Origin of the sequence: Streptomyces sp. WAC 04229 (assembly GCF_003947455.1) — a bacterium.
Classification (GTDB): domain Bacteria; phylum Actinomycetota; class Actinomycetes; order Streptomycetales; family Streptomycetaceae; genus Streptomyces.
Window position 1 is genome coordinate 1 of the sequence record NZ_QHJH01000014.1, and the last position, 12,165, is coordinate 12,165.

The 12,165-nt window shown below is 69.2% G+C and carries 11 protein-coding genes and 1 pseudogene; 6 read left to right on the forward strand and 6 right to left on the reverse strand.

The features are described from left to right. Window positions 1–479: 479 nt before the first annotated feature. Both DMH12_RS06350 and DMH12_RS06355 read left to right on the forward strand, forming a co-directional pair. Window positions 480–884 carry a carboxypeptidase regulatory-like domain-containing protein gene (locus DMH12_RS06350; protein WP_260474109.1) on the forward strand — a complete coding sequence of 135 codons (405 nt, stop codon included), beginning with the start codon at window positions 480–482 and terminating at the stop codon, window positions 882–884. A gap of 161 nt (window positions 885–1,045) precedes the next feature. Then, on the forward strand, window positions 1,046–1,834 hold the full coding sequence (locus DMH12_RS06355; RefSeq protein ID WP_125490561.1) for a peptidoglycan-binding protein: 789 nt from the start codon (window positions 1,046–1,048) through the stop codon (window positions 1,832–1,834). Between the two features lie 293 nt (window positions 1,835–2,127). Here the strand turns inward: DMH12_RS06355 and DMH12_RS06360 are convergent, their stop codons facing one another. From DMH12_RS06360 to DMH12_RS06375, 3 genes are all read right to left on the reverse strand, one after another. Further along, window positions 2,128–3,144, reverse strand: a complete 1,017-nt coding sequence (locus DMH12_RS06360; protein WP_125490562.1) for a serine hydrolase — start codon at window positions 3,142–3,144, stop codon at window positions 2,128–2,130. Window positions 3,145–3,656: 512 nt separating this feature from the next. Next, entirely contained in the window at window positions 3,657–5,087 is a 1,431-nt protein-coding gene (locus DMH12_RS06370; RefSeq protein WP_125490563.1) for an MFS transporter, read from the reverse strand. Then, window positions 5,084–5,740: a TetR/AcrR family transcriptional regulator gene (locus tag DMH12_RS06375; protein WP_125490564.1), complete on the reverse strand. Its 657-nt coding sequence runs from the start codon at window positions 5,738–5,740 to the stop codon at window positions 5,084–5,086. Before DMH12_RS06375 ends, DMH12_RS06370 begins: the two co-directional genes overlap by 4 nt. A gap of 141 nt (window positions 5,741–5,881) precedes the next feature. Here DMH12_RS06375 and DMH12_RS06380 point away from each other — a divergent pair. After that, window positions 5,882–6,097: pseudogene (locus tag DMH12_RS06380) on the forward strand (ArsR/SmtB family transcription factor); the annotation flags it as partial. 50 nt (window positions 6,098–6,147) lie between these two features. Here the strand turns inward: DMH12_RS06380 and DMH12_RS06385 are convergent. Beyond that, window positions 6,148–6,822 carry a TetR/AcrR family transcriptional regulator gene (locus tag DMH12_RS06385; protein WP_125490566.1) on the reverse strand — a complete coding sequence of 225 codons (675 nt, stop codon included), beginning with the start codon at window positions 6,820–6,822 and terminating at the stop codon, window positions 6,148–6,150. Window positions 6,823–6,914: 92 nt separating this feature from the next. On the opposite strand from DMH12_RS06385, the gene DMH12_RS06390 reads away from it, so the two are divergent. After that, on the forward strand, window positions 6,915–7,802 hold the full coding sequence (locus tag DMH12_RS06390; RefSeq protein ID WP_125490630.1) for an SDR family NAD(P)-dependent oxidoreductase: 888 nt from the start codon (window positions 6,915–6,917) through the stop codon (window positions 7,800–7,802). A gap of 229 nt (window positions 7,803–8,031) precedes the next feature. On the opposite strand, the gene DMH12_RS06395 is transcribed toward DMH12_RS06390, so the two are convergent. Then, window positions 8,032–8,418 carry an SRPBCC family protein gene (locus DMH12_RS06395; protein ID WP_125490567.1) on the reverse strand — a complete coding sequence of 129 codons (387 nt, stop codon included), beginning with the start codon at window positions 8,416–8,418 and terminating at the stop codon, window positions 8,032–8,034. On the opposite strand from DMH12_RS06395, the gene DMH12_RS06400 reads away from it, so the two are divergent. Next, a complete protein-coding gene (locus DMH12_RS06400) occupies window positions 8,417–9,451 on the forward strand; it encodes an alginate lyase family protein (protein ID WP_260474111.1) in 1,035 nt (344 codons plus the stop codon). The genes DMH12_RS06395 and DMH12_RS06400 overlap by 2 nt on opposite strands. Window positions 9,452–9,484: 33 nt before the next feature. On the opposite strand, the gene DMH12_RS06405 is transcribed toward DMH12_RS06400, so the two are convergent. Next, window positions 9,485–10,450 carry a nitrous oxide reductase family maturation protein NosD gene (locus DMH12_RS06405; protein ID WP_125490568.1) on the reverse strand — a complete coding sequence of 322 codons (966 nt, stop codon included), beginning with the start codon at window positions 10,448–10,450 and terminating at the stop codon, window positions 9,485–9,487. A gap of 307 nt (window positions 10,451–10,757) precedes the next feature. Here DMH12_RS06405 and DMH12_RS06410 point away from each other — a divergent pair, with 307 nt between their 5' ends. After that, on the forward strand, window positions 10,758–11,801 hold the full coding sequence (locus DMH12_RS06410; RefSeq protein ID WP_125490569.1) for a glycoside hydrolase family 5 protein: 1,044 nt from the start codon (window positions 10,758–10,760) through the stop codon (window positions 11,799–11,801). The last annotated feature ends 364 nt before the right edge of the window (window positions 11,802–12,165 follow it).

Sequence of the window (12,165 nt, forward strand, 5' to 3'; positions counted from 1 at the left end):
CACCGCGGCTGCTCGGGCCCGCCCGAGGCGGCGGGGGCGGGCCCGAGCAGCCGCGGTGCTGCCTGCGAGGTGTCGCGGCGCGAGCGCGAGATCGACGACCAGCGTCCGCGCCAGCCCGTCCGTGCACAGCCGTCTCTGGGCCGTCGGACTCGCGCAGTCACACCGCGTCTGCGCAACCGGCCGCCTTAGCGCCGCCGGGGGAACCTCCAGCCGTTCTGGCGCGATCCGGCTTTCGACGGCCGCCTCACCGCAGGCCAACTCTAGCGACGCCAAGCCCGGTTACACCGCTCGCTTTGCAGGCCCTCTTAGCACGCGTTGCGGACCGCGACATCCCGGGGATACTGGAATTGGAGCTCGCGCGGCAGGCCAGTCCAGGATGACTCACGGCCACGATTGCGGCGAATGACAGAGAGCGCAATTGCGAGGGAAGCGTCATGTATGGGCAAGTGCGGGCAATCACCGATAAGAAGCCCATCGCGATGATCAAGGTCAGCGTCTATCGCGATCGGACTCTCATCGAGAAAGCCTACACCAGTGATGAGGGTCGATACAGTGTCGATGTCCCCAGGGGTGAATTGGTCACCGTGAGGTTCGATACACATCATTCGCTGACCAATGCCGAAGACTGGCACCCCTCGGTGGTCACCAATGTGATTGCTGACGATGAGAGCCCAATAAATCGTTATCTGCTCAAGAGTGGTCACGGTGTCGATCCTGAATCGGCCATGGATGCCCTCAGTGGGTATCTGTTCGCTACAGAATGGGAGGATGAGGACTACGCTCGGACGGCGGAGTCTCGCCTGTCGAGACTGAAACAAACCAGCGAGGTGCTCCAGGGAATCCAGCGAAATCTCCAGGAGTACTTCAAGGCGCGAGCGACCTAGTTGGCGCGTTCGCGCACGCACTGTTCAAACACTGCCCCTGGTGGTCTTCACAGGTGTGGCAGCGGCGAACCGTCCACGTCCGGCTGGCCAGTCACAAGCGCGTTCGCCCTTGCGGCAGGGTGAGTTCAGGGGGAACGGAGCATGCAATGAGTGTTCGGAACTTGTCCGAGAGCGTCGGTGAAGGTGGAATAAACGCCCCCGACGATGTCTTCACCGTCCAGATGCTGCTCAACCACGTGGATTCGGCGGCGGGTGGGCCGACCCCTCCACTGGACGTGGACGGTCTGGTCGGACCGAAGACGGTTGGCGGGATCCGCCGTTTCCAGCTCTTGCAGCTCGGCTTCCAGGACGGGCTGGTTGAGCCCGGCAAGAACACCTTCAAAGCGCTCAAGGGATTCTTCCGGGCACCGGAAGCCTTTCCGGACGAAGTCGTCGCCGGCGATGGCGGGTTCCGCCCGCACCGCCTCGTGTACCGGGACGTGCGACTGGCTGGCAACAAGCCGGCGGGTGACACCGTTATCGAGGTCGACGCCGACACCCCACTGCAGTGGTTCCTGGACAGCTCTGCCCACACCGCCGAGCACACCGCGGATCCGGTTCGTCTCAAGCTGATGGCCCATGGCGCGCCTGCCTTCGTGCGGTTCTGCAAGGAGAACCTCTCCACTGCCAACCTTCCGCGGCTTGCCGTGCTGAAGAACAAGTTCGCCGCGGGCGTGGACCTGTTCTCCTGCTCGGCGGCGTTCATTGGTCCCGGCAACAGCGATGGCAACGTGTTCTGCTACCGCATGGCGCAGACGCTGAACACGTTCGTCCGGGCCTCGACTGCCACGCAGGAGTACACCTTGGGCTCAGCCGGGTCGGGCCTCGACTTCGGCCGCTGGGAGGGCACCGTGCTGACGTACGGCCCAACCGGAGCCGTTGTGCAGGTTCAGCACGCCCCACGATTCTGAGCGACTGGGCGGCCAAAGGTGCCTGGCCAGGGGTTTTCGGCGTAGTCGGCTGATGCCCGGTCGCTGACGCGTGGTTGGCGGGGGCCCCGCGTGATCCGCGTGGGGAGCGGCACTCGCGCGACGACGACCCGGACATCCGTACCCGGCCTGCCACGTACACGAGGAGGAGTGGGAGACCGCGGTCCGTCTCGTCGAGGGGCGAGCGGCGCCCTTTCGCTGGTGCTGGGCGGCGCCGACCCTGCGTGACGTCGTCGTCGGACGTGCGGTGAGCGTCGGCCGGTTCCAGGGCGCCGTCAGTTGGCCGACGTCTCCCCGAGCTTCCGGGCGAACGCCGTCGCGGACGCGCGTGACGCCTGCTCCACGATGCTGATGCCGACCTCCTGGGTGCTGCAGCCGTTGAGAAGTACCGCCATCAGATAGACGTGGCCCTCATGCTCTATCCGGCCGATGCTGTTGACGTCCCACTTCTTGGTCTGCGTCCGCTTGAGCCACCCGTTCTTCAGCGCGGTCGTGCCCGAGTCGGCCGCCGCGGACACGCCCCAGGTCTGGCTTGGCACGACGTGCCGCATCAGGTCCTGGATGTAGGTACGCGACGCCTCGCTCAGGGGCGACTTGTCGCCGAACACGGCCTGGAGCAGGCGTATCTGATCTGCCGCCGTGGTCTGGGTGATGCCCCAGACGGTCCCGTGACCGCCCCGCGCCTGGAGCAGGCCGAGCCGTTCGTTGGCCGCGTCGAGCCCCGAGGCACTGCCTATCCGGGTCCACAGGGCACTGGTGGAATCGTTGTCGCTCTTCTGGATCATGGCAGCGGACTGGGCGCGCTCCTCGGTGCTCAACCTCCGCCCCTGGTCCTGGGCCTGGAGCAGGAGGGTCGCCAGGATGTCCACCTTCACGACGCTGGCGGTGTCGAAGGCGTCGTGTCCGTACGTCGCCATGGCGCCGCTCTCGACATCCAGCATCGCCACGGACATCCGGTTGTCGCCGAAGAGCGCGGTCACCGGAGCCAGAGCCGGTCCGAGATCGAACGATTTCTGTGACGGGGTGGGCGACGGCAGAGGTTTCGCTGCGTCCGCAGGTGCCTCGCCCGCCTTCGCCCGGGCCGAGACGGCCGTTGGGGGCGGAGCCTTCGCCCGGTCGAGCGCGGAGGAGTCACCGGGGCCGCTCCGGGTGATGGCATAGGTGGTGGCGCCGCTGACGAGGATCACGACCGACGTCACGGCCCACGTCATGCGGCGTCGCCTGGCCCGGCGGCGACGTCGTTGCTCTCGACGGGAGCGGCCGCGTCGCCGAGCAGGTGGGTTCTCATGCACGGGTGAGATCGTAATCGAATCAAAGTTCGAGGTCGCCGGGCGATTCCAGAACGTGACCGCCGGCAGCGTGCACCAGGGGGTCTCCGAGCAGCGGGAGAGTGGCCGCGTCCACCCCCGCCCTGTCCGATGAGGACGCCGTGCTCGGCCCGGCCCTGGGCCTAGGTCCTGTCGTCAAACTCCCGTCTGCCCGGCGGCGCCATGCACGCACTCTCGCCGCACGGGGCCCTGACCCAAGTACATCCAGTACGAGGATCAGGGCCCCGCGCGCCGAGAGCACGCACCTGACGCCGCCGGGCCCGCCCTCCGGGCGGACGACGGGAGTTTGACGACAGGACCTAGCGGTGGAAGCCGTCCGAAAGGGCCTCCGCGGTGGCGTGGGCGAGGCCTTCCGGGTGTCCAGCATGATGTTGTGGGCGCTTCCGGCCTGCCAGGAATTCCTTCGATCGTTTGCCGACACTGAAGATCGGTCTGGGTACCTGACTGGGCCGGTCTGGGTGTGTTCGCGTGGTTGCTCAACTGTTCGTATGTCGGGCGGGCGCCGCCTGTGGTGTTGGTGCTTGCGCCGGGAGCGCAGCGGTCGTGTCGTGTTCTCCTTCCTGGCGGGCCGGGCGCCGGGGCAGCCGCGACGCGGGCAGCAGGCCGAGAGCGGCGAGTGCGGCCAGGATCAGCAGAGTGGAGCCCATGGTTGAAGCAGCCGTGCCGGTTGCGCCGGCCGCGACGGCGATGCCGAAGGTCGGTCCGATGTTCATGGCGGTCTGCTTGAGCCCGCTGACGACCCCGGCATACCCGGGCGGCGCGTCACCGACGACGGTCCCGGTGGCGGTGACCATCACCGTGGCGAACCCGGCACCGATGGCGGCAAAGGCTGCAGCCATGGCCATCCAGGTGCTGGCGGGACCGAGCCGGGACAGCCCTGCGATGCCCACCACGACGAGGACCGTACCGGCGATCGCGGTGCGGCGCGCACCGTACCGGCGCATTGCGGCGACCGCGGCGGGTGAGCCGAGGACCATGAGCACGGTCAGCGGAAGTACGCGCAGACCGCTGTCGAGTGGGTCGAGTCGAAGTACGTCCTGGAGATGGAAGGTGGCCCTGAACAGCGCGCCGAACAGGCCGGCGGTGGTGACCAGCAGGAGCGCCATCGACGCCGTCACCGGTACGGAGCGTGCTACGGCTGGCGGAACGACCGGGTGTGTGGTGCGGCGTTCGTGCCGGGTGAGCATCGTTGCGACGCCGATGACGGCGAGGAATTCGAGCAGCGTCGGCGCGGCGGTCCACCCCCGGGCGGGTACGTCGGCCAGGGCGTGCACCAGGGTTGCGAGCGCGATCGCCAGCAGGCCCGCGCTGGTGACGTTCAGCCGTGGAGAGTTGCCACGCTGAGTTGCCGGCGTCCGCACGGTGAGGGCGAGTACGGCGATGACGAACGCGAGGGGCACGTTGACCCAGAAGACGGCGCGCCATCCCAGATGAGCCACGAGAACACCGCCCAGGAGCGGACCGGACCCCGCCGCCACCGCGATCGCACCGGTGCGAATGGCGATCGGCTTGCCGAGCCGGTCCGCGGGATACGCCAGCCGTAGCAGCGCGAGCGTCGCAGGCTGCAGGAACGCGGCGAACCCGCCCTGTACCACGCGCAGGACGATCACCCAGCCGACGCTCGGCGCGAGCGCGATCCCGGCCGAGGCAGCCCCGAAACCGAGGACGCCGACAAACAGCAGGCGCGCGTGCCCGTACTGGTCCCCGAGGCGCCCGGCGATCACGAGTAACGCGGCCACGGCGACCAGATAGCCGGTGCTCGTCCACTGGATGTGCGCCACGCTCGCGCCGAGATCACGCTGCATGACGGGCTGCGCCATGAGCAGGATGGTTCCGTCCAGTGCGACGATCACCGCGCCGACCACACTGACCAAAAGTGCAGTCTGCCGCTGTGCGGGTGTGGTCATGAGGTCACCGGGCCGAGATGGGCGTCCAGAACTGCCGCGATGAGCCGGTCGCGTTGGTCGTTGCCGGGGTCACCGCCCAGCGGTGGGACGCCGAGGGCGAGTTGCAGGCTGCCCCAGGCCCACAACTGGGCCATGCCGTGCAGGTTCGACCACAGGGCGGCGGCGATCACCGCAGGCGGCGGTCCGGCCGAGTTCGGCCCGTCGGCGCTTCGCGCGGCCTCCCTCTCCGACAGGCATTGGGCGACGAGTCCGGTGAAGTGCCCGAACAGCGGGAGGGTCGACTCGCGCAGCCTCGGTTGGTCCGATGCCTGCGCCGCGCCGTCGAGCAGGTCGTGCCGCCACATGAGTTCGAACATGCCGCGGCGTTCCAGTGCGTACCCGACGTACGCCCGCGCGAGGGCCTCCAGCTGGCCGCGCGGTGTCGTCGTGCCGGCGACCGCGGCCTCGAACATGACGGCGAAATCCTCGAAGCCGCGACGGCCGATAGCCGAGAGCAGCGCTTGGTGCGTAGGGAAGTACCGACGCGGCGCCCCGTGCGACACCCCCGCTCGACGGGCTATTTCCCGCAGGCCCACGGAAGCGGACCCCTCGGTCAGTACAAGGTCGACCCCGACGTCGATCAACCGCTCCCGAAGGGAGCTCTCCTCAGCCATAGACACTGTCTACCAAACGTTGTAGACAGTGTCTACGCGTTCGGGTGAGTGATCATGATGCTCAGTGAGTGGCGGGGGCCGCCTCGACTACTCGGCGTGCTTTTTGTCCGGGCCGCTCTCAGAGCGCCGTGCTTGCCGTAGGAGGGTCCCTGCGCGGTCGGCGAACTCGCCGCAGTCGTCGGCATGGAGGCGTCCGCCTGCTCCCATCAGCTCCGGCTGCTGCGCAACCTCGGCCTGGTCACCGGCGAGCGGCACGGCCGCTCCATCGTCCACGCCCTCCACCGCGTGGAACACCTCCGCCTCGGCGTGCGCGACACCACGGACCACGAAGTCTCTCCGGCCTCCGCCGTCGAGTAGTCGGCGGCGGCGGGCGAACCCCGGAGCTCTCTCAAGGGCCCATGGCCGGATCAGCTCGTGCGGGTGCCGCCGGCGTCGTTCATGCCGGCGAGCAGGGCGGTGAGGACGCGGCGCAGCCGGGGTTCCACCTCCACGACGGCGTGGCCGAGCTGCGGTTCGCTCGCGAAGAGCTCCCGCAGGGCCGCGCGGGGTGTGGCCATCTGCCACAGGGCTCCGGCCATGGAGGTCGCGGTGGCGACTGTGTCGACGGCCTGCTCCTCGCTCAGGCCGAGCAGTCGGTCCAGCTCGGCGCCGATCCGCGCGACCTCCTCCAGCGTGCCGAGCTTGAAAGTGCGAACGGCTTCGAGGGACACGTTCCGCTCCAGGTTGAGCGGGGCCTGGGCCAGCAGGTCGCAGAAGAGGGGCCGTGCCGACAGGGTGGCGGCGAAGGCGTCGGCGACCGCCGCCGGCGCGGCCCGCTCGCATGCCGTGAGGCGCCCCCGCAGTGCGGCGGACCATTCGCGCCAGCCCTCCGCGGTGAGGTCGAGGAAGATCTGCTCCCGAGTCTCGAAGTAGCGCAGCAGCGCCGACTTGTGCATGCCGACCTCGGTGGCGATGTCGGTGAGCGTGACCTCCCGGATGCCGCGCCGGGCCCCGAGGGCGCGGGCCGCCTCGAGGATCGCGGTTTCGCGGGCCTGCTTCGCCTGGACGCTGCGGGCCCGCTGGAAGGTGGCCTGATCAGTCATGCGCCCATCATAGGAGCCAGTAGCGAAACGGTGTTGCGTTAATACGGCAACGGTGTTTCACTAAAGATATGAGTGATGACGCGAACACCTTCATGAACAGCACCGGGACGGCGGGCGGCGGCGGCGAGCGGCCGGTCTGGTTCATCACCGGCTCCTCCCGAGGTCTCGGGCGCGCGCTCGCCACTGCCGCCCTGGAAGCGGGTGATCTGGTCGTGGCCACCGCGCGCCGCCTCGAAGTCCTCGCCGACACCTTCGGCGCGTACGGCGAGCGCGTGCTGCCTCTGGCCCTGGACGTCACCGACCCCGAGGCCGCGAGCCGCGCGGTCGACGCGGCCGTGGACCGTTTCGGGCGGATCGACGTGCTCGTGAACAACGCCGGGTACGCGAACGTGTCGCCGATCGAGACCTCGGACGACGCCGACTTCCGCGCCCAGTTCGAAACCAACTTCTGGGGCGTCTACAACGTCACCAAGGCCGCCCTGCCCACCCTGCGCCGCCAGGGGGCGGGCACGGTCGTGCAGTTCTCGTCGATCGGCGGCCGGGTCGGAGGGTCGCCCGGCATCGCCTCCTACCAGGCGGCGAAGTTCGCGGTCGACGGCTTCAGCCGCGTCCTGGCGGCGGAGACGGCGCCCTTCGGCCTGCGGGTGATGGTCGTCGAGCCGAGCGGCTTCGCCACCGACTGGGCCGGCTCGTCGATGACGGTCCACGACATCCCGCAGGCGTACGACGCGACCGTCGGCGCGATGAACCGCCGGGTGCGCCGGAGCACGGACGGCGCGGCGGGGGACCCGCGGCGGGCCGCCGAGATCATCGTGCGCACCGTCCACCGCGAGGAGGTTCCCGGTCACCTTCCCCTCGGCGTGAACGCGGCGACGATGGCCCTGGACCACTCCCGGCGCCAGACGGCGGAGGCGGCAGCCTGGGAGGAGGTCAGCCGCTCGGCGGACTTCGGAGAGCCCTACCCGGTGGCCCTGCCCTGACGCCGGCACCCTTGGTACCCCCGGTTCGACGTACCGCCCTGGGACGGCCCGGGCGGATGGACCGTTGCACGGTCGGCGACCAAGTGGTCGGCGCACAGAGGGGCGACTTCTGCGGCGGCTGGATCACGGCCGAGGTGCGGGGCCCCTTCAAGGGTGTGCCGGGGACCGGCACGTGGTGACGCGGTGTTGTAGCGGCGTCGGAATCCTTCCGCCTCACCGCCTCAATGCTTCACCGCCTCACCAGTCGACGCAGGGCGAAGCGGGCGAGTGGCGCGTAGGCGGCCAGTACGAGCCCGGGCCCGTACATGGTGAGATCGGTGCGGCAGCCGCCCTCGGAGGCGTGCACCTCGTGATGCAGCCGGATCCGCACCGGCCCGACCCGGACTCGCCAGGACCACGTACGCCGTGCACCGTCGACCGCCTCGACCCGAAAGGGAACCTTGATCCTGGCCACCGACTCCACCTGACCGGTGAGCCCTGGAACGAGCAGGCGGCGGTCCGCGTGCACATACCTGATCTGCGGAGCCCACGAGGCCCACGCGTCCAGCCGGGCATAACGCTGCCACGCCGTGTCGGCGTCGATCGGCCCCACCGCATGAAGGGTCAGACTGGCCATGGCTCACGAGTACCCGACTCTGAGCCAGGCTCCCTACTGGTGGCCCAGCCGGACCCCGGCCGCCGACAATCCGTGGGGCTGCCCCTACGTCCAGCGCGACGGCGAGCGGAATCCCGAGGTGGACTCGGGTACCGACCGCCAGGACCTGGAGAAGGTCTTCGACTCCTCGTACGACCTCGTGCTCGCCTGGTACTACACCGGCAAGGGGCAGTACGCGCGCAAGGCGGCGGACATCCTGCGGACCTGGTTCCTCTCCCCGGACACCCGGATGAACCCCAACCTGGACCACGCCCAGTTCATCCCCTGCAAGTACGACGGCAGGGCCATCGGCATCATCGACTTCTCCCAGTCCTACACGTCCGTCGTCGACGCCGTGGCCCTCCTGGAGACGGGCGCGCCGTCGTGGACCCGCGCCGACCGGGAGGCGATGGGGGAGTGGAACAGCGACTTCCTGGGCTGGCTGCGCAACAGCGACTTCGGCAAGCAGGAGGCCGCGGCCGCCAACAACCACGGCACCTTCTACGACATGCTGGTGGCCGGACTCGCGTACGCCACGGGCGACCGCGAACTCGCCCGCCGCACCGTGCGCGAGGCCGCCGCCAGGCGCGTGGACGCCCAGATCGCGGCGGACGGCAGCCAGCCGCTGGAGCTCGCCAGGACCAGGAGCTGGCACTACTCCACCTTCGACCTCGTCGCCTACACCCGGCTCGCGGCGATCGGCGAGAACGTCGGGGTGGATCTGTGGGCGCACCGGGGCCCGCAGGGGCAGAGCCTGTTCGCGGCGGTGCGGTACCTGCTCCCCGCCGCGACGGGCCGCGAGCCCTGGCCCCACCCCGAGCTCGAGTTCCGCCGGTTCGCGGCGAGCGACGTCGTGCACGCGGCCGCGGACGCCGGCGACGGAGCCGCGCGGCGCGCCCTGCCCCTGCTGGAGGCGCCACCCGGCGGCGATCTGTGGGCACTTCGCCCGGCCGCCGAGCAACTGGACTCCATAGCGGGCCGACCCGCCCCCCGGTCAGCTGTTGGGGCACCATGAGGGGGTCGGCGCCGCCCCCTCATGGTGCCGGTGTCACGGCGTCACGGCGATGTTGGTAAGCCCCCGGCCGCCGGTCACCGTGTTGCTCGCGTACACCGTGGTACGGCAACCGGCGCCGGAATTCGTGACGTTGACGGCCAGCCTGGTGGACCCGCCGGCGCCGCTCAGGTCGGACCTGTTGTTGCGGAAGACCGTGCCGCAGCCCCAGCCCGGCTGCTGGGTGTGCGTCTGGTAGCCGTCGTTCGTGGTCCGGGTGCCGGTGTTGTTCTCCACCAGGACGTCGTTGCCCTTCACGTCCACCCATGAGTCGTCGTAGTGGACGCCGGTGAGGCCGCCGCCGTCGAAGGTGTTCCCGATGATCCGGGCCCCGGTGGTGCCCTCCTTGACGTCGATGTTCTCGCCGCCGACGTCGGGTCCGATGGTGTTGTTCAGTATCTGCACGTTGTCACTCCTGTCGGAGAGCGTGTTCGCCGTGCCGACGTACACGCCCTCGCCCATGCCGCGCCCGTCGTTGCCGGTGTCGTGGATGCGCGAGTCGCGGATGACGCCGTCAGCGCTGGACTTGCGGAAGTGGACGCCCTCCATGTCCAGGCCGTGGACCGTCACGCCGTCCACGACCACCCCGCGCGCGGCGTCGATCACGATGCCCTTCTGGCCGCCGGTCACCGTCACCCCGTGGACCGTCCAGTAGGAGGCCGCGTTCAGGTGGAGGCCGTAGCCGCCGTCGGCGGTGAGCACCGCCCTGGGCGAGCCAGTGAGCGTGATGCGGGAACCCACGGTGGCGGCCCGGGTGGCCTTGAAGTTGCCCGTGTACGTGCCGTCGGCGAGCCGGATCGTGTCGCCGGGCGCGGCCGCCGCGAGGGCCGACTTCAACTGGGCGGCGGTGGAGACCTCGATGACGGCCGCCGACCCGAGGGCCGGGGCGGGCGTGGGGAGCAGGGCCAGCCCGCCGGTCACGGCGAGCAGGGAGGTGAGCAGCGAACGGGAGCGCGTGCGCATGGGGGACCTCCTGAGTCCTGGACGTGATGGGTGGTCAGGTTCATATAAATGACTGTTGATTAGTCATATGAATCAGGTTGAGGGGAAGGTAGGGGCGCTTCTCCGGCGCGTCAAGACCGGACGGGACGACCTTCGCGCGGATGCGCCCCGTTCACAGGGGGCTGTGAATGCCCTGTCGGCCGGATGTCGTCGGCAGTCTTGATGGGAAGGGCGACGCTTGCTTCCCTGTAGTTAGGAAAGTTTCCTATCGGACAGTCCCATGAACGGAGTTCGTATGCACGCACATTGCACCTCATGGCGATCTTCCATGGCGGCAGGCGTCGCAGGCAGTGCCCTGCTCCTGCTCCTGGGCGTGGCTCCCGGCGCCGGTGCCGCCACCGCACGGCAGGTGCCGGCCGCGCCCACCGCGGAAACCCCCGTCGGTGCCAACGGCCAGCTCAGGGTCTGCGGCACCAAGCTGTGCAACAGCCGCGGCAACCCCATCCAGTTGCGCGGCATGAGCAGTCACGGCACCCAGTGGTACCCGCACTGCCTGACCGGCGGTTCGCTCGACGCCCTCGCCCGGGACTGGAAGGCGGACGTCCTGCGGGTCTCCACCTACGTGCAGGAGGGCGGCTACGAAACCGACCCGAAGCGCTTCACCGACCTGGCGAACTCCCTCGTCCAGCAGGCGACCGACCGCGGCATGTACGTGATCGTCGACTGGCACATGCTCACTCCGGGCGACCCGAACGCCAACCTCGGCAAGGCCCGGCAGTTCTTCACCGAGATCGCCAACCGCAACAAGAACAAGAACAACATCATCTACGAGATCGCCAACGAGCCCAGCGGCGTGAGCTGGTCCCGCGTCAAGAGCTACGCCGAGCAGATCATCCCGACCATCCGCGCCATCGACGCCGACGCACCGGTCCTGGTCGGCACGCGCGCCTGGTCCTCGTTCGGTGTCTCCGAGGGTGCCGACGAGTCCGAAGTGGTCGACAACCCCGTCCGCGCCGCCAACATCATGTACACGTTCCACTTCTACGCGTACTCGCACCGCGACGAGTACCTGGCGACCCTGTCCCGGGCCGCCGACGCCCTCCCGGTCTTCGTCACCGAGTTCGGGACGCAGAACTACGCCGGCGAGGGGAGCAACGACTTCGCCATGTCCCAGCGATACCTCGACCTCATGGCGAGCAAGAAGATCAGCTGGGTGAACTGGAACTTCTCCGACGACCAGCGCTCCGGTGCCGTCTTCAAGACCGGTACCTGCGACAGGAACGGGCCGTGGACCGGCACTTCCTCGCTGAAGCCCGCCGGCGCCTGGATCCGTGACCGCGTCCGTACTCCCGACGCCTTCCCCGCCCGTTGATCCACCGTGCCCCGGGCCCTGGACCCTTGGCCGTCGTCGGCATCTTCCGGCTGGACGGCGGGCGCATCGTCGAACACTGGGACGTCGTCCGGGAGATGGTCTCTCCCGAGGAGTCCGCCGACGGCAACCCCATGGTGTAGGCATGGAGGGGTGGCGGCCCGTCACGACCGGGTGTGGTGGCCTGCCGCCGCGTGATCCGGGGCGGCGGGACGGCTCCGACCGGTCAGTCCGGCAGCTTCTCCATGTGGTCCAGGAGTGGCCCCACCCGTCGAGGCGCGACGTGTCCTTCGTGCACAACCTTTGGCGAAGTGCGGATGTCTTCTTGGTGTACGCAGCAAGGTCCGTGCCTCTCCGCACCGCCCGA

Excerpts from the sequence above, each read along its gene's own strand:
- DMH12_RS06400 (WP_260474111.1), top strand. The coding sequence starts at position 8,417 with ATGGCTCACGAGTACCCGACTCTGAGCCAGGCTCCCTACTGGTGGCCC.
- DMH12_RS06390 (WP_125490630.1), top strand. The coding sequence starts at position 6,915 with ATGAACAGCACCGGGACGGCGGGCGGCGGCGGCGAGCGGCCGGTCTGG.
- DMH12_RS06375 (WP_125490564.1), bottom strand. The coding sequence starts at position 5,740 with ATGGCTGAGGAGAGCTCCCTTCGGGAGCGGTTGATCGACGTCGGGGTC.
- DMH12_RS06395 (WP_125490567.1), bottom strand. The coding sequence starts at position 8,418 with ATGGCCAGTCTGACCCTTCATGCGGTGGGGCCGATCGACGCCGACACG.
- DMH12_RS06350 (WP_260474109.1), top strand. The coding sequence starts at position 480 with ATGATCAAGGTCAGCGTCTATCGCGATCGGACTCTCATCGAGAAAGCC.
- DMH12_RS06410 (WP_125490569.1), top strand. The coding sequence starts at position 10,758 with ATGGCGGCAGGCGTCGCAGGCAGTGCCCTGCTCCTGCTCCTGGGCGTG.
- DMH12_RS06385 (WP_125490566.1), bottom strand. The coding sequence starts at position 6,822 with ATGACTGATCAGGCCACCTTCCAGCGGGCCCGCAGCGTCCAGGCGAAG.
- DMH12_RS06370 (WP_125490563.1), bottom strand. The coding sequence starts at position 5,087 with ATGACCACACCCGCACAGCGGCAGACTGCACTTTTGGTCAGTGTGGTC.
- DMH12_RS06405 (WP_125490568.1), bottom strand. The coding sequence starts at position 10,450 with ATGCGCACGCGCTCCCGTTCGCTGCTCACCTCCCTGCTCGCCGTGACC.